17 protein-coding genes are annotated in these 15,425 nt (G+C 34.3%); 6 read left to right on the top strand and 11 right to left on the bottom strand.

Annotated elements, in window-relative coordinates:
* Positions 1-7: 7 nt before the first annotated feature.
* Both N4270_RS13430 and N4270_RS13425 read right to left on the bottom strand, forming a co-directional pair.
* Positions 8-340, bottom strand: coding sequence for a helix-turn-helix transcriptional regulator (locus tag N4270_RS13430; RefSeq protein ID WP_260097850.1), 333 nt, complete (start codon positions 338-340; stop codon positions 8-10).
* Positions 341-472: 132 nt separating this feature from the next.
* Positions 473-1,036: a helix-turn-helix domain-containing protein gene (locus N4270_RS13425; RefSeq protein WP_260097849.1), complete on the bottom strand. Its 564-nt coding sequence runs from the start codon at positions 1,034-1,036 to the stop codon at positions 473-475.
* A 379-nt stretch (positions 1,037-1,415) separates the two neighbouring features.
* On the opposite strand from N4270_RS13425, the gene N4270_RS13420 reads away from it, so the two are divergent.
* Positions 1,416-2,018 (top strand): DUF1684 domain-containing protein, encoded by a 603-nt coding sequence (locus N4270_RS13420; protein ID WP_260097848.1) that lies wholly within the window; start codon positions 1,416-1,418, stop codon positions 2,016-2,018.
* Here N4270_RS13420 and crcB read toward each other — a convergent pair.
* Positions 2,015-2,383 (bottom strand): fluoride efflux transporter CrcB, encoded by a 369-nt coding sequence (crcB, locus tag N4270_RS13415; RefSeq protein ID WP_260097847.1) that lies wholly within the window; start codon positions 2,381-2,383, stop codon positions 2,015-2,017. The genes N4270_RS13420 and crcB overlap by 4 nt on opposite strands.
* Positions 2,384-2,399: 16 nt before the next feature.
* The gene (locus N4270_RS13410) at positions 2,400-3,419 is read right to left on the bottom strand and encodes an SRPBCC family protein (protein WP_260097846.1); all 1,020 of its coding nucleotides are present in this window, start codon (positions 3,417-3,419) and stop codon (positions 2,400-2,402) included.
* 103 nt (positions 3,420-3,522) lie between these two features.
* Here N4270_RS13410 and N4270_RS13405 point away from each other — a divergent pair, with 103 nt between their 5' ends.
* On the top strand, positions 3,523-5,568 hold the full coding sequence (locus N4270_RS13405; RefSeq protein ID WP_260097845.1) for a dipeptidyl peptidase 3: 2,046 nt from the start codon (positions 3,523-3,525) through the stop codon (positions 5,566-5,568).
* 65 nt (positions 5,569-5,633) lie between these two features.
* Here the strand turns inward: N4270_RS13405 and N4270_RS13400 are convergent, their stop codons facing one another.
* From N4270_RS13400 to N4270_RS13375, 6 genes are all read right to left on the bottom strand, one after another.
* Positions 5,634-6,428: a hypothetical protein gene (locus N4270_RS13400; protein WP_260097844.1), complete on the bottom strand. Its 795-nt coding sequence runs from the start codon at positions 6,426-6,428 to the stop codon at positions 5,634-5,636.
* Positions 6,429-6,502: 74 nt separating this feature from the next.
* The gene (locus N4270_RS13395; RefSeq protein ID WP_260097843.1) at positions 6,503-7,285 is read right to left on the bottom strand and encodes a prolipoprotein diacylglyceryl transferase; all 783 of its coding nucleotides are present in this window, start codon (positions 7,283-7,285) and stop codon (positions 6,503-6,505) included.
* 224 nt (positions 7,286-7,509) lie between these two features.
* Positions 7,510-7,917 (bottom strand): response regulator transcription factor, encoded by a 408-nt coding sequence (locus N4270_RS13390; protein ID WP_260097841.1) that lies wholly within the window; start codon positions 7,915-7,917, stop codon positions 7,510-7,512.
* Positions 7,918-8,132: 215 nt separating this feature from the next.
* On the bottom strand, positions 8,133-8,756 hold the full coding sequence (locus tag N4270_RS13385) for a response regulator transcription factor (protein ID WP_260097840.1): 624 nt from the start codon (positions 8,754-8,756) through the stop codon (positions 8,133-8,135).
* The gene (locus N4270_RS13380; RefSeq protein WP_260097838.1) at positions 8,753-10,618 is read right to left on the bottom strand and encodes a sensor histidine kinase; all 1,866 of its coding nucleotides are present in this window, start codon (positions 10,616-10,618) and stop codon (positions 8,753-8,755) included. Before N4270_RS13380 ends, N4270_RS13385 begins: the two co-directional genes overlap by 4 nt.
* 2 nt (positions 10,619-10,620) lie before the next feature.
* Positions 10,621-11,271 carry a hypothetical protein gene (locus N4270_RS13375; protein WP_260097836.1) on the bottom strand — a complete coding sequence of 217 codons (651 nt, stop codon included), beginning with the start codon at positions 11,269-11,271 and terminating at the stop codon, positions 10,621-10,623.
* Positions 11,272-11,634: 363 nt separating this feature from the next.
* On the opposite strand from N4270_RS13375, the gene N4270_RS13365 reads away from it, so the two are divergent.
* Positions 11,635-12,021, top strand: coding sequence for a nucleoside triphosphate pyrophosphohydrolase family protein (locus N4270_RS13365; RefSeq protein ID WP_260097835.1), 387 nt, complete (start codon positions 11,635-11,637; stop codon positions 12,019-12,021).
* Between the two features lie 28 nt (positions 12,022-12,049).
* Here N4270_RS13365 and N4270_RS13360 read toward each other — a convergent pair whose 3' ends face one another.
* Positions 12,050-13,123, bottom strand: coding sequence for a branched-chain amino acid aminotransferase (locus N4270_RS13360; protein ID WP_260097834.1), 1,074 nt, complete (start codon positions 13,121-13,123; stop codon positions 12,050-12,052).
* Between the two features lie 116 nt (positions 13,124-13,239).
* On the opposite strand from N4270_RS13360, the gene N4270_RS13355 reads away from it, so the two are divergent.
* From N4270_RS13355 to N4270_RS13345, 3 genes are read left to right on the top strand one after another with little or no spacing between them, the layout of a single operon-like run.
* A complete protein-coding gene (locus tag N4270_RS13355) occupies positions 13,240-13,767 on the top strand; it encodes a DUF4920 domain-containing protein (RefSeq protein ID WP_260097832.1) in 528 nt (175 codons plus the stop codon).
* Between the two features lies 1 nt (position 13,768).
* Positions 13,769-14,443 carry a tRNA (5-methylaminomethyl-2-thiouridine)(34)-methyltransferase MnmD gene (gene mnmD, locus N4270_RS13350; RefSeq protein WP_260097825.1) on the top strand — a complete coding sequence of 225 codons (675 nt, stop codon included), beginning with the start codon at positions 13,769-13,771 and terminating at the stop codon, positions 14,441-14,443.
* 54 nt (positions 14,444-14,497) lie between these two features.
* Positions 14,498-15,406, top strand: coding sequence for a TIGR01777 family oxidoreductase (locus N4270_RS13345; RefSeq protein WP_260097824.1), 909 nt, complete (start codon positions 14,498-14,500; stop codon positions 15,404-15,406).
* Positions 15,407-15,425 lie beyond the last annotated feature (19 nt).

Genomic DNA, 15,425 nt, shown 5'->3' with positions numbered 1-15,425 from the left:
TATTGGTTTAACAACATTCAACATTATCTGGTAAATCCTGATCTAAAAATTGACGCATTACGGTTTTCATTTTTAGCCAGTTGGTTTTGTTAATACAGTAGTAAACACTAGTGCCTTCAACAGTTCCTTTGATTAATCCTAAATGTTTTAGTTCTTTAAGGTGTTGTGATATGGTGGGTTGTGCGAGTCCTATTTCGTCTACCAAATCTCCACAAAAGCAGGTGTCTAATTTAAATAGTTGTTGTAAAATAGCAACACGTGCAGGATGTCCAATGACTTTTGCAAAAAGTGCAATTTCATTTTGTGCGTCTGTGAATATTTCAGTTTTTGTTAATCCCATAACCCTAAAAATTTATATATTGCAATATTACGATTAATAATTTAATTGTCTGTGTTTTTTGGTGCTATTTTTTATAGTAATTCAATGTCAGATAAAAGCTAAATTTAGAATGAATTTAATTCAGGTTGGTCTTTATTTGACCAGTTTAATGATTGTAGGATATAAATTTTCTGTTCGTCCTTGATTCGTTTTAATAGCAAAAGTTATAGGAAGTATAATATTTAATGCATAGAGTGCGATAAAAATGTAAAATAAAACTGGAAAATAACCATAATGCAAAATTTTAAACAAGCCAAAAATAGTAATGGTCATGAATGTAACAATTGACCATAAGATTTGAAAATTTAAAAGGTTTGCTCCAATTTCTTTCAGCCCAATGATTTTATCTTTTTTATTCATCCACAAGATTAGCGGAACTATTATATTTCCTATAGGAATCGCTAAAAACACCATGACAGAAAGATGAAAAATGGTTAAATAGCCTTTATCGGTTTCTTTTCCGTAATCCAGAATATCTTCAACCTGTATATCGAGAACTTTACAAATTAAACTTAGCGTTTTTCCGCGAGGTTCGCTGTCGTTGTTTTCAATTCGTTGAATGGTTCTTAGGTTAACCTTTGCCGATTCTGCTAATTCTTCCTGAGATAATCCTTTTTTCTTTCTTAGGTCTTTAATTTTTTGTCCGATTTCGTTCATAATTAATTTTTAGTTTATTGTTTTCACAAAACTACTTATGAATTGCGCTTTTTGGTAACGGTTTGTTTACGACATTTGTACGACATTCTTGCCAATCTATTGATTTTATTGACTTTTTTAATGCGTCCAAAGTAATAAAAGAAATTGAGTCCGACGAATAGAAGCAAGTATTCTATGTTGAAAAGACTACTATTTTTTACTGAATGCACTCATTTTTTAAATGATAAACCTCATTGATTTTTTATTTTGAGCCTATTTTTGAAGAATTATGATGCCATCAAAAATAAGATCTATAAGTAAAGAATGAAGCTATAATAACTTTAAATTTTCCGTATCAATTATAAAATCAAATTGTATTTTTGAACAGAAAACTACCACTATGAGATTTTATTTATTTTGTTTGTTATTAGTATCAACACTAAGTTGTGCTCAGGAAAAAACACCTATTGCTGGTGATACTGAATTTCAGAAAGAAATTAATGCCGAATACAAAGATGCCACATCATCACCATTAAAGGCGAAAGACCGAAAAAATTTTAAAGGACTAGATTTTTTTAAATTCGATTCAACCTATGTGGTGACAGCAACACTAAAACGAACTCCGGATTCTGAATGGTTTAAAATGCAAACCACTACAAGTCGTGTGTCAGACGAACGTGTTTATGGTGTGATAACATTTCAAATACACAAAACAACCTATACATTAAATGTTTATCAAGGCAAAAATTTAATGAAAACCGCAGGATTTGAAGATTACTTATTTCTTCCGTTTTTAGACAATACCAATGGTGAAACTAGCTATGGAGGTGGTCGATATATCGATTTGCGTATTCCAGAAGGCGATTCAATTGTGATCGATTTTAACAAGGCTTATAATCCGTATTGTGCCTATAATGAAAAGTATTCCTGTCCTATTGTACCTCGTGAGAATTATTTGGATGTAGAAATCAAAGCGGGCGTCAAAGCCTTTAAAAAAGACTAGGATTTAACGAGATACATTCCGAAGAAAACAGCTAAAAAACCAACAATAAAACTCGCTATGGTATACATGGCAAAGCTCGCGAAATCTCCAGATTTTAGAAATATATGATTTTCGTATGCAAAGGTTGAAAACGTTGTAAATCCGCCACAAAATCCAGTAGCCAGAAGCAAGGTTTGATTAGAATTTAAGCTGTCATGTTTTGCAGCCAAACCTAAAATGATACCAATAAGAAGACTTCCCAAAATATTTGCAGCAAAGGTTCCGTAAGGAATTCCGTTTTCAGAGCTGTTAAGAAACTTTCCGAAAAGATAACGTAAAGCACTTCCAAAGCCACCACCTAAAAATACAAGGAGAAGTTGTTTCATTTACTCGTTTTGATGGTTATTCAACTTCCAGATAGATTTCGGTAATCCAATGGGCTGGGTTAGGACTTGTGTTTTCATCAACCGCATACGACTCTAAAGCGATACCAGTTGTTGGTTGTACCAGTTCTTCAGCTTGGATATAAGCCATTGCCTTTTCCCAGGTTTCTTCAAGGTTTTCATAACCGCCTTTCAATACTACTTTTACAGCTTTAAAAGGGTCTAATTGTCCTGTTAAAACTTCTGGGTCATTAGTAAGTATTCTTGATGTTGTTGGAATGCAATACGAAAACATAACCGTATTGTTATCGGTATCCCACTTATGGTAAATCACAAAAGGTTTTCCAGCCATAGTAATGTTGTTTGCCAGAGCATATCCTCCAATTTTTGGCATCATTTCTTGCATTTTAGATTGTAAATCTTCCATTTTACAAGACGTTGTATTGTATAAGTAAAATCCGCCACTATGTTGAGTTATACCTTCAATAGTTATATTGTAGGCTTTCATATCTGCAACCAGAACGCTATCCAGTTTTTCTAAACCTCTTTCAAAGTGTGGAGCAATTTGTTTTTCCATGCCACCCATAAAGGCTGAAAACGCTTTAACCTGAAACGGAAGATCCTTTCCAGAAATCGTCCATGTGACTTCTGTTTTGCCTTTTTCGATAGGGTTTAGTTGCCATTTAACATCCGATTTAGGAAACTCACCAAACTGCATTTCCTGGACAATAATTTCATTCAATTTGGTGTCTACAGTTTTCATCCTGCCAACGCCATCCTCATCTTCCCAAGAATACGAACCATCAATTCCTCTTGTTTGTTCGGCCAAAGTGATTTTGGTTTCAGGCTTAGCTTCAACCCAAGAAGACCAGGCTTCCCAGTTTTTAAAATCTATAACATTCTCATATACAACACTTGCGGGAGCGTTAATGGTTTTTGTGCGTGTGACTTCAAATGAATTAGGTTGAACAGCTACATAAATTGAGGCACCAATAAATAATATTATGAGCAAAAAAAGAATATACTTAAGTGCTTTCATTGTCGTTTTTTGATGTTAAATTAATTAGGTAATCAAAGATAATCAATTTTAGGAGATGTCTATAAATGATTACATTTGTGGGACAACAATTAAATATTTAACAATGAAATTAAAATTTATACTGGTATTAGCAATAATAACGGGTTTTATGTTCTCTTGTAAAGAGGATCAAAAGGAGGTAGTTGAAGATACTGCAACCGTTCAAGAGCAAAAAGAATTTGACTATAATGTTGAACAATTTGCAGACATCAAAGTGTTACGTTATCAAATTCCGGGATGGGAAAACTTAACGCTTAAAGAACAAAAGTTAGTCTACTATTTGACACAGGCTGGTTTGTCTGGACGCGACATTATGTGGGATCAAAATTACAGACATAACTTGAAAATCAGACAAGCATTAGAGAATGTTTATACCAAATACACAGGCGATAAAACAACTGAAGATTGGAAAGCTTTCGAGACGTATTTAAAACGTGTTTGGTTTTCTAACGGAATTCACCACCATTACTCAAACGATAAGATAAAGCCAGGATTTTCTTCGGCATATCTTAAAGGACTCTTAGCTGAAACGAACTCTGTTTTAGAAGGTGAAGCTTTTGACGTTATTTTTAATGATAAAGATGCTAAAAAAGTTAATCTAACTAAAGATGTTGATAACGTCTTACTTTCCGCAGTAAATTTCTATGGTCCAGACGTTACAACCGCTGATGTGGAAAATTTCTATAAGAAGAAAAAGTCTCCAAACCCTGATAAACCGCTGTCATACGGACTTAATTCACAGTTAGTAAAAGAAAACGGTGTTTTAAAAGAACGTGTTTATAAATCGGGAGGTTTGTATGGTGAAGCTATTGATGAAATCGTAAAATGGTTAGAATTAGCTCAAGGTGTTGCTGAAAATAAAGCTCAAGGGGATGCTCTCGGTTTACTAATTGAATATTACAAAACTGGAGATTTGCAAACTTGGGATGATTATAATGTGGCGTGGACTGCAGCTACCGAAGGAAATATTGACTATATCAATAGTTTTATTGAAGTCTATAACGATCCAGCTGGTTACAGAGGTTCTTACGAAACTATCGTACAGATTAAAGACTTTGATATGTCTGAGAAAATGTCTGTTTTATCTGAAAATGCGCAGTGGTTTGAAGATAACTCTCCGCTAATGGATGCTCATAAAAAAGACAGCGTTGTAGGTGTCACTTATAAAGTTGTAAATGTTGCAGGTGAAGCTGGTGATGCATCGCCAAGCACGCCAATTGGTGTAAACTTACCAAATGCGAACTGGATTCGTGCTGCAGTAGGAAGTAAGTCTGTGTCTCTAGGAAACATAATTCATTCATACAATAATGCTGGAAGCACAGGTCGTTTAAAAGAGTTTGTACATGATGACGAAGAGTTTGAGTTGGAAGAAAAATATGGACAATTGGCCGATAAATTACATACCGCACTTCACGAAGTGATTGGTCATGCTTCAGGTCAATTAAATCCTGGTGTTGGTGAAACTAAAGAAACACTTAAAAAATATGCTTCTACTCTTGAAGAAGGGCGTGCAGATTTGGTTGGATTATACTATTTATACAACCCTAAATTGCAAGAATTGGGTCTTGTAGACGATTGGAAATCTGTTGGTAAAGCAGCTTATGATGGCTATATCAGAAACGGATTGATGACACAATTAATTCGATTAAATTTAGGTGATGATGTTGAAGAAGCGCATATGGTTAACAGACAATGGGTTTCTGCTTGGGCTTTTGAAAAAGGTAAAGCCGATAATGTAATTGAAAAGGTGACTAGAGATGGAAAAACCTATTTCAATATTAATGATTATGAAAAGCTTCATGAGTTATTCGGACAATTACTAAGAGAAACGCAACGTATCAAATCTGAAGGTGATTATAAAGCTGTTGAAGCTCTTGTAGAAGGTTACGGTGTTAAAGTAGATCAAGCTATTCATGCTGAAGTTTTAGAGCGTAACAAGCAATTTACATCTGCACCATATAGCGGTTTTGTGAATCCGGTTCTTGTTGCTGAAAAAGATGAGAATGGTGATATTACTGCTGTTAAAGTAACACAGCCTGAATCGTTTGACGGACAAATGTTAAGTTATAGTAAGCACTATAGTTTTCTTCCGGTAAATGTGAAAATGTAAGCTACAGTCTTATCATAAAAAAAAGCAGCATATCGTTTATTTGATATGCTGCTTTTTATTTGTGGTCACTTCTGTTTTTGGCTCAGTTTTTCCTGATACCAAGCACCAAGTTGTTCGGAGGTTAAAAACTTATAGAATTCCATATTTTTCATGGCTTCCATAGTTTTGGGAGCTAAATTCTTTTTAATCTCAAAAGTTCCTTGGGAATTACTCAAACGATTCGGATTTTCTCTGACTTCGAATGCCGGACTTTTACGACTGTAATTTCCGTTATTGCCAAAATAAAAATTGTTGTCAAAACTGTGCTCAGGGACATTCCGTGGCGCATTGGCATTAAAATCTACTGAATAAAATCCAGGCGTCAATACTTGAAATGTCGTTGCAGTAAAGACTTTATTATTAGCAGGAATTTGAGGTGTAAACATGCCTTCTAAAGGTTGTTCGCCACTATAAAGCGGACCGTCAATGGTTAGTTTTGGTGCTGTAGTTGAAGGCCCAGCAGTGTTCCCTAATTCACAATCTGTTGCCGAAAAAACATTATAGATACTAGTGGCCATATCGATAACGTCACCAACTAAAACACCTTGACTTGGAGGAAATTGATTATTAAAAACTTCACCTGTTCGTCTGTTGTGATACAATTCGTTAAGCCCTTGAATGATTTGTCCAGTATTTTGATCTATAATCGGATTTCCAAATTGATCAAATAAATCTGCGACCACAGGGATAGTAAGATCTGCCAATGCTATGGCATCACAAAGATCGTCTTCGCATGAGAGATTTGTTGTGATGGAGAAAACCGATATGACAACAATACCAACCATACTCAATAGCCGTTTAAATGTGTGTAAATATTTCATAAGAAGTAAGATTTGATTAATACTCAAACTTAGCTATTAAGCCTATCGAAGTAAATACCTATTAGCGGGTATATTTAATCTGTGCTTGGAGAATTTCGTTTTAATTTTAGGAATAAAAAAGACGATAGAAGACACAAAATAAAAGCTATAAACTGCGAATGCGATACAGATCCATCCATGATAGTACCTCGATGGTCACCTCTAAAAAACTCAATAATAAATCGCCCAACAGCGTAGCAAAACAAATAGAGACTAAACACTTCACCATGAAAGTGTTTGGTTTTATACCTTCTATTCAGAAGTAAAAAAACTAAAAGAAGAAAGGCAGCTTCGTACAATTGGGTGGGATGTACTTTATGAGGATAGGATTTAGGAAACATCATACCAAATTCAAAGGCTTGACCATAACAGCATCCAGCCATAAAACAACCTATTCTGCCAAAAGCGTGTAGAATGGTAGTGCTTAAAACAATGATGTCTAAAGATTTTAAAATGGCGATGTTATGAATTTTCAGGTAGAGTATAAGGCTTATTGTGCAAGTGATAAAAGAACCATAAAACACATAACCACCCGAAATAATTTTGGTAATATGTTCGGGATGTTTGATATAATTAAGAGGCGTTTCAAAAAATAAAAATAGTTTACCGCCAATAAAAGCAGCAATTAGAACTATCAATAATAATTGGTAGGAGAAAAAGTAATGCTGACTGGCTTTTTCTTTTTTCCGAAGGATATAAATTGCTAACAAACTGCCTATTAAAATACATATGGGATAGGCATAAATGGTAATTGTGTTAACTTGAAATAAGGCCTTTAAAAACTCGGGAAGTTGAAACTGGAATAACTCTGAGTGCATAACGAATTAGATTTACAAGTCAGCAAAAACATGATGACCATCAAAGTTATGATTCCAATCCGCATGATAACATACCTAATAATGGGTATGTTTAAAATTGTGTTCTGCGATTATTTATTATTATTTACACTGAATTTCAATAACAGCATATTAATCGCTAAAAGAATTATTAAGACTAACATAAGTGTTGTTTTAATTAGTATCGTAAAAATGCCAAAAGGTCATCAAGATTGAGACATTTGATTCTGTAATTGGTATAAAAACGAAAAAGTAAACAGATTGTCTGTTCCGTTAAGTTTTAGTTTTTTTCTAATATTTTTTCTGTGTGTTTCAACAGTCGATTTACGCAATCCAAGTTCTAATGCAATACTAGTGTTTTGTAAGCCTTTACCTATGAGTAAAACTACCTGTTTTTCACGCTTTGTCAGTGTTTTGGTTGCCTGTTGAGGTGTATGACTGAGTGTATTAAAGGACTGAATTATAAAATCAATAAAATAATCATTCTCATAAATGGTTTTAGTAGCCTTTAATACTGAAAACAACTCAGTAGTATTAAGTGTATTATTGGTTGTTTCAAGGTGTTTAATAAGTTGAATTAATTGTTGTTCGGCAGTTTTTGAATGGTCTTTCATTTGAGAAAAGTAAAAGATAAATTAATACGAAAAAATCCCCAATAATGAGGATTTTTAAGTGACTGGATGGTTTAATTCTCCCTATGAATAATAGCATAACCAGCCAAAATTATAGCAAACAATTTGTTATTATAAGGTGTTTTGTGATTTGACTTAATATTGGTATAAACCTAATGAAGTTGAGCAGGCTAAAAAATCCCCAATACTAGGTAATTTTAAAAGCGGTATTTTTTTTCTAAGGCATAGCGCATCAATTCGCCTTTACCTTGAAGCCCTAAAATTCGGGCCATGTTTTTACGGTGTGTGTCTACGGTATGAACACCAATAAACAGTTCGTCTGCGATTTCCCGTGAAGTTTTTCCTAAGGCAATAAGCTCTAAAATCTCAATTTGGCGTTTTGTTAATAAGCCTTTCTTTTTGGTTTTATTTTCCGAAGCTAAAGCATTAGTATTTATATTGGCATCAAAATAAGCAGCTCCTTTTGCAACTGTACGAATAGCATGTAAAACCTCAGAAAGCGCAGAATTTTTTAAAATATAGCCTGTAGCTCCTGCATCTAACATTTGTTGTATGGCATCAGTTTGGTCAAACATTGAGAAGGCTAAGATGTTGATATGCGGATAAGCTTTCTTGATATGTTTGGTTGCTTCAATGCCATCAAGTTTTGGCATTCTTATATCAGTTAAAACTACTGTTGGCCGTTTTAATTTTACAATTTTTAAAAGGGCTTCACCATCATTTGCTGTGCCTACAATAGTGATATCTTCCTCATATTCTAAAAGTAATTTGATGCCATCAATTAGTGATTGATGGTCTTCGGCTATAGCTAATCGTATCATAATGGGATATCTATAATTACGGTTGTTCCTTTTAGTTCTTCAGATTCAATGGTCATTTTGCCATTTAAATGTTCTATACGTTTGTCAATACTACTTATACCCATGCCTTTATTGGTTTTGGTTATCTGACTTGGGTTAAACCCTTTTCCGTTATCTTCTACCATTATATTTAGGGAGTCGTCATGGTTGGTTATATGGATGCTCACTTCGGTGGCATTGGCATGTTTAATCACATTGGTTATGAGTTCTTGCACAATTCTAAAAATGGTTAACTCCAAACTATTTTCAAGTCTGTTTTCCAATCCGTGATCAATAACCTCAATAGTCATAGTATTTGCTACAGAAATTTTATCAGCCATTTCATTGATAGCTTTTAAGAGCCCTTGTTTGGCTATAACACCTGAGTTTTTGGCATGGGCAACCGTTCTTACTTTTTGGTAAGCTTCATCGATAAGCGTATTGGTTTTTGTGTATAGTTCTGGTGTATGCTTTTCTTTTAAAGCATTAAAATGGAGCTTTATAGTAGCCATGAGTCCGCCTAAATCATCATGCAAATCATTAGCGATGCGTTGACGTTCTTTTTCCTGACCTTCTATCATAGCGTCTATTGCAGTGAGCTCTTGTTCTTTGAGTACTGTGGCTAGTTTTTGGGTTTCGAGTTCTTTTTCGCGTTCGGCGAGTTTTTGCTTGCGTTTGGTGTTTTTGAAAAGAAGAAATGCGATGATGGTGCCAAAGAGAAAAATACTACTCGCCGTGTAGATGAGGTTTTTTTTATCGGTTTTTAATTTCTTGTTTTCTTGTTCTTTTTCTTTTGTTTTATACGATGTTTCAATATCGGCAATAGATATTTTGTGTTTGATAAGGTCTAAACTATCTTCAATAGATTTTTCTATGGATTGCATTTCGTAAGCGGTCTCGTAAGCATTTATATTGAGATAGGCATTTTTTAAAAATCTGTAAATACTGAGTTGTTCTCTAAGGTTTTGATTGGGAATCTCTAGTTTTTTAATGCTGTCTAGTTTTGTTAAAGATGCTTCGTATTCGCCTTTTTTCTGTAACAGTAAAGAGTTATTAATTTCAATACCAATGGATTTGATTTTTGAAAATGCTGTAGTATAGGTATTGTATTTTTCTTTTGCCAGTTTAAAATAAAGCAACGTGCTGTCAATATTTTTTGCAAACAGCATATAATACACACCTGTTAATTGATAAGCTTCTCCAACTGCGATACGACTATTTGTTTCTTTAGATGTTTTTATTAAATCGTAAAAAGCATCTATTTTAATAACTGTGGTATCGCGTGTTTCCTTTTGCATTTGATGACCAAGTTGAAAAAAATCCACCGAAAATGTTTCGTAGGTATCATAAGCATGGGCTTTGTATCGTGATAAGGAATTTCCTAGTTCAGCTGTGCTTTGCTGAGTTTTAAATTCATAAGCGCATTTACGTCGTATAGCTTCACATAATAGATATTCATTTTCGATTTGTTTGGATAAATTGAGTGCATGTTCATACTGGACAATAGCTTTTGAATCGGCAAATCGCTCACTATTTAAAATGTAATCTCCTTTGTTAATGTGGTAAAGAATTTTTTTAAAGGCGCTACTATCTTTTAAGGCTTCGAATTTTTGAAACGTAGCAGTTTCTATTTTTTTGAATTTTATATTCTGAAGTTGACACGTGACATATAAAGTCAAGAAAGAATCCGTCAAGGATTCTTTCTTGTGCTCCAGATGTTCAATTTGATGTGTCTTTAACGGAATGATAAAGTCGTTGATAAACTGAAGTTCAGAATCACTTTGTGCAGATACAAGATTTGCACTTAATACGATGATAAGAATTACAAACGACTGTCTTGACATATTTAAAATACAAGTCTTAAACTACAAATCGCTCCGTCACAACATATGTTCATGTCTTCAATAAAGCGATGTAATGCCTTATCGTTTTCTGCATTAATAGCATTAAGAGAATTGAGAAGTATTTTTGGGTCAATTTTGACCTCCATTTTATCGCCTCTACTTACTTTTTTTAAATCGGAAGCAATCCTTGCAACAGATAATCTGGGTTGGGTCGTATTGACATCTATATTGGCAGAAATTTTATATTTATAATTGTCTTCAGTAAAGTTTGTAATCTCAGCATCAGATTTAAAATGATAGTACGTCTCAGGATTTTTGTTGATAGATCTAACACCTAATTCAAACTTATTAATTACATACTTATCAGTTTCTTGTGGGTCTGGGTTAGCGTTCACTTTGCAAACCACAACAAAAGGTGTATACCTTAAATCTGAACTAAGATGGATCACTTGAAAATCTTTATAAGATAAATCCAGATTGAAATACAGTTTTGTGCCATCGGTTAAATCATATTTAGGGATAGTATCTAATACAGATAAATCAATACAGTCACTATCAGTAACAACTGGTGTCGATTCCTTTTTATCGTCACATGATGATATACTAAACAAGAGTAATAAGGCAATACTTGCGTTTAAAATTTTAGTTTTCATAATAAAGGGTTTTTGGTTAATTAATAGCTCAAAGATGCCACGTAGGACGACATCAAAACATACCCATTACTAGGTATATTAAGCATTAAGTTACAAAAAAAAGGAGATTTAAGTAGCGATTTGCCACTTTGGGCTTAAAACAATTAAGCAAATGCAAATTTAATAAGAGCTATTGCCGCAATAAAAACTATAAAGGCAATCAAAATCCAAACACTTCCTTTATAATACTTTTTATGTAGCTTGAGGTCTTTGCGATATGCAAAAAAAATGATGACAGCAAACACTAACGCGAATAAAATTCCAAAAATCAATTGACCATTACTGAACATATAGCTATTTTTATGCAAAATTAATACAATTAAAATGAAGAATAAAATAGAAGCTGTTAAAGCATTTCATACCGCATTTAAAATTGGTCATAGAGAAACGCCAAAAGCCGATTTAGGCATAGAAAAAAATATGCTGCGCTATAAATTGATGCGTGAAGAGAATGAAGAATATTTGGAAGCAGCTAACGCTAATGATTTGGTAGAAGTTGCCGATGCGTTAGGGGATATGCTCTACATTTTGTGCGGCACTATTATTGAACATGGATTGCAACATAAAATAGAAGAGGTATTCGATGAAATTCAACGTAGCAATATGAGTAAACTTGGTGAAGATGGTGAACCTATCTATAGAGAAGATGGCAAAGTTTTAAAAGGTCCAAATTATTTTAAACCTCATATTAAAGCCATTTTAGAGTCATAAAAAAAAGAGCCATTTGGCTCTTTTTATTTTATTTAACTTGGTATCTCCAGTTGTGCTTGTCTTCAGCTAAATTATGCTGAATGTTTAGCATTTTTTTCTTCAAAACACTAGAATACGAATGGGCTCCAATTTCTGGAAGCTCATAATAGGTGTCTTTATATTCAAAACCTTCTATCGGACTAATAACTGCAGCGGTTCCAGCTCCAAAAATCTCTTTTAAACTTCCGTTTTTAGAAGCTTCAACAATTTCATTTACTTTGATTGGTCTCACCTCACAAGTGATATCATTATCTTTAGCTAACTGAATTAAGCTCTTACGAGTCACACCATCCAAAATACGATCACTGGTTGGAGCCGTAATTAAGGTGTCGTTTATTCTAAAAAACACATTCATTGTTCCAGCTTCTTCTAAAAGTGTATGCGTATCTGCATCGGTCCAAATCACTTGCTGATAGCCTTTCTGCTGTGCTAAATTAGTTGGGTAAAACTGAGCGGCATAATTTCCGGCAGCTTTAGCATATCCAACACCACCATTGGCCGAGCGGCTAAATTCTTCAGCAATTAAAACCTTAACAGTGCCCTTGTAATAGGCTTTTGCTGGTGCACAAATAATCATAAAACGATAATCGTTAGAAGGTGCAGCAGCAATGGCAGAATCTATGGCAATAGCAAATGGTCTTACATATAATGAGTTTCCTACACCAGGTTGTACCCAAGCATTATCAAGTTGTAATAAAGTTGTTAATCCTTCAAAAAAATAATCTTTTGGGAATTCAGGCATCGCTAAGCGTGCGCAGGATTTATTAATACGGTTGAAATTTTCTTCAGGTCTAAATAAAAATACATCACCATGATCATCTTTGTAGGCTTTCATTCCTTCAAATACAGCTTGACCATAATGAAATACACGAGCAGAAGGTTCCATAGACATTGCCTGATAAGGCACGATCTTTGGCTGTTGCCAGCTTCCATCTACATAATCACAAATAAACATGTGGTCTGTAAAGATTCTTCCAAAAGGCAAATTGTTAAAGTCAACATCATTAATTTTTGAGGTTGCAGCTTTTTCAATGTGTAAATTACTAGTATAAATATTTGACATTATTTGGTGTGATTTAGTTTTGCAAATTTAGTCATTTTTCATGGGTTATAAAAGATAATGTTTTACAAAAAATACGTAACTTTACAACTTAAATTACAAAAAAAATCAAGATTAAAATGAAACATATATTTTCAATTCTACTGGTCGCTATAATACTAGTATCGTGTAAAGAAGAAACTAAAAATACAGATTCTCTAAATGATTCTGATGCCATTGCGCAAGTCGAAACTCAAGATGTCAATTATAAATCTTTCGGTAAAGAAATTACAGCTAAAGATGCCTTACCTGCAAAGCGTATGGCTGTACATTATGCTAGTATGACTGTTGGAGATTCTATAGATGCCAAAATGATTGCAAAAGTAGATGAGGTATGTCAGGCTAAAGGGTGTTGGATGAAACTTGATTTGCCAGATGGTGAACAAGTTATGGTGAAGTTTAAAGATTATGGTTTTTTTATGCCAAAAGATATTTCAGGAAAAGAAGTCATCATCAACGGAAAAGCCTTTGTTAATGAAGTTCCTGTAGATGAACAACGTCACTATGCTGAAGATGGTGGTGCAACTCCAGAGGAAATTGCAAAAATTACCGAGCCTAAAAAAACTTATTCATTTTTAGCCGATGGTGTTCTGCTAAAAGCAAAATAAATTGCAACGTCATATCATCACCACTGCAGATGGCTCAAAAACCATTCAAATTGAAGATTGGAACGAGCAATACCATTCTGTTCATGGTGCCATACAAGAAGCAAATCATGTGTATATTAAGCATGGTTTGCTTTTTTATTCTGAATTAAGTCCGCATTCTAAAAGCCCGATTTCAATCTTAGAAATTGGATTCGGAACAGGTTTAAATGCTTTGTTAACTTTAACAAAGGCTGAATCCTTAAAACGCTTAATTCATTACGTAGGTGTGGAGGCTTTTCCTATTACTTCGGAAGAAATAACACAACTCAATTATCCGTCGCAATTACAAACAGATACTGAAACATTTGAAAGACTTCACAGCGTTGACTGGGAGAAACCGGTTCAAATCTCGAAACTGTTTACACTCACCAAACAACAGAAATTTTTCAGAGAAATTTCCGAAGAAAACACTTATGATGTTATCTATTTTGATGCTTTTGGCGCTCGTGTTCAACCCGAACTCTGGACAGAAGATATTTTTAAAATCATGTACAAAGCTTTAAAACCTAATGGTGTGCTCACCACCTATGCGGCAATAGGAAGTGTGCGTCGCACCCTGAAGTCTTTAGGTTTTGAAGTAGAACGCCTTCAAGGACCTCCAGGAAAGCGTCACATGCTCAGAGCTGTTAAACGTTAAACCCTTACTAAAAGCAATAGGCTTGGTCATGGATTTCAGTAACTTTGTAATGCTATGCAAAAGATATTAATTACAGGTGCGACAGGTTTAATTGGGCAAGAGATTGTGAAGGTTTGTCATGATCAAAATCTTACAGTTCATTACCTATCCACATCCAAAAAAAAACTCAGTACAAGCCCTAATTATAAAGGATTTTATTGGAATCCTAATAATGACAAAATTGATAGCAATTGCTTTGAAGGTGTCGATACCATTATCAACTTGGTTGGTGCTACGATTTCTAAACGGTGGACAGATGATTACAAACAAACCATTGTTGAAAGTCGGACGCAAACCGCAAAGCTTCTCAAGGAAACCATAGCAGCACATAAGTTTCCTGTACAACAAATTGTTTCGGCGAGTGCCATTGGCGTGTATCCAGATTCTTTAACCAATTATTATGAAGAAGACGAAACCGAGACTTCTAGTTCGTTTTTGGGTGATGTGGTTCAACAATGGGAAGCGGCTGTCGATGCGTTTTCTCAACTTGGTATAAAAGTCGCTAAAATCAGAATCGGTTTAGTGCTTTCTGAAAAAGGTGGCGCTTTACCTGAAATAGCAAAACCTATTCGCTTTGGTGCTGGAGCAGCTTTTGGAACTGGTGAACAATGGCAGTCATGGATTCACATTCAGGATTTAGCCCAATTGTTTGTGTTTGCTGTAACTCAAAAACTTGAAGGTGTTTATAATGCTGTGGCTCCAAACCCTGTAACCAATAATGAACTCACTAAAGCTGTAGCTAAAGTACTTCACAGGCCTTTAATTTTACCAAACATTCCAAAATTGGCTATGAAACTAGTATTAGGTGAGATGCATATTTTACTTTTTGAAAGCCAAAGAGTGAGTGCTTCAAAAATTGAAGAAGAAGGCTTTAATTTTGAATATCATCACCTTGAGCCTGCACTTTTAGAACTCTTCAGCTAAGTTTGTGATGTTCTCTTTA

Source organism: Psychroserpens sp. SPM9, assembly GCF_025153525.1.
In the GTDB taxonomy this organism is placed as follows: domain Bacteria; phylum Bacteroidota; class Bacteroidia; order Flavobacteriales; family Flavobacteriaceae; genus Psychroserpens.
This window is presented reverse-complemented; position numbering and strand designations above follow the sequence as displayed.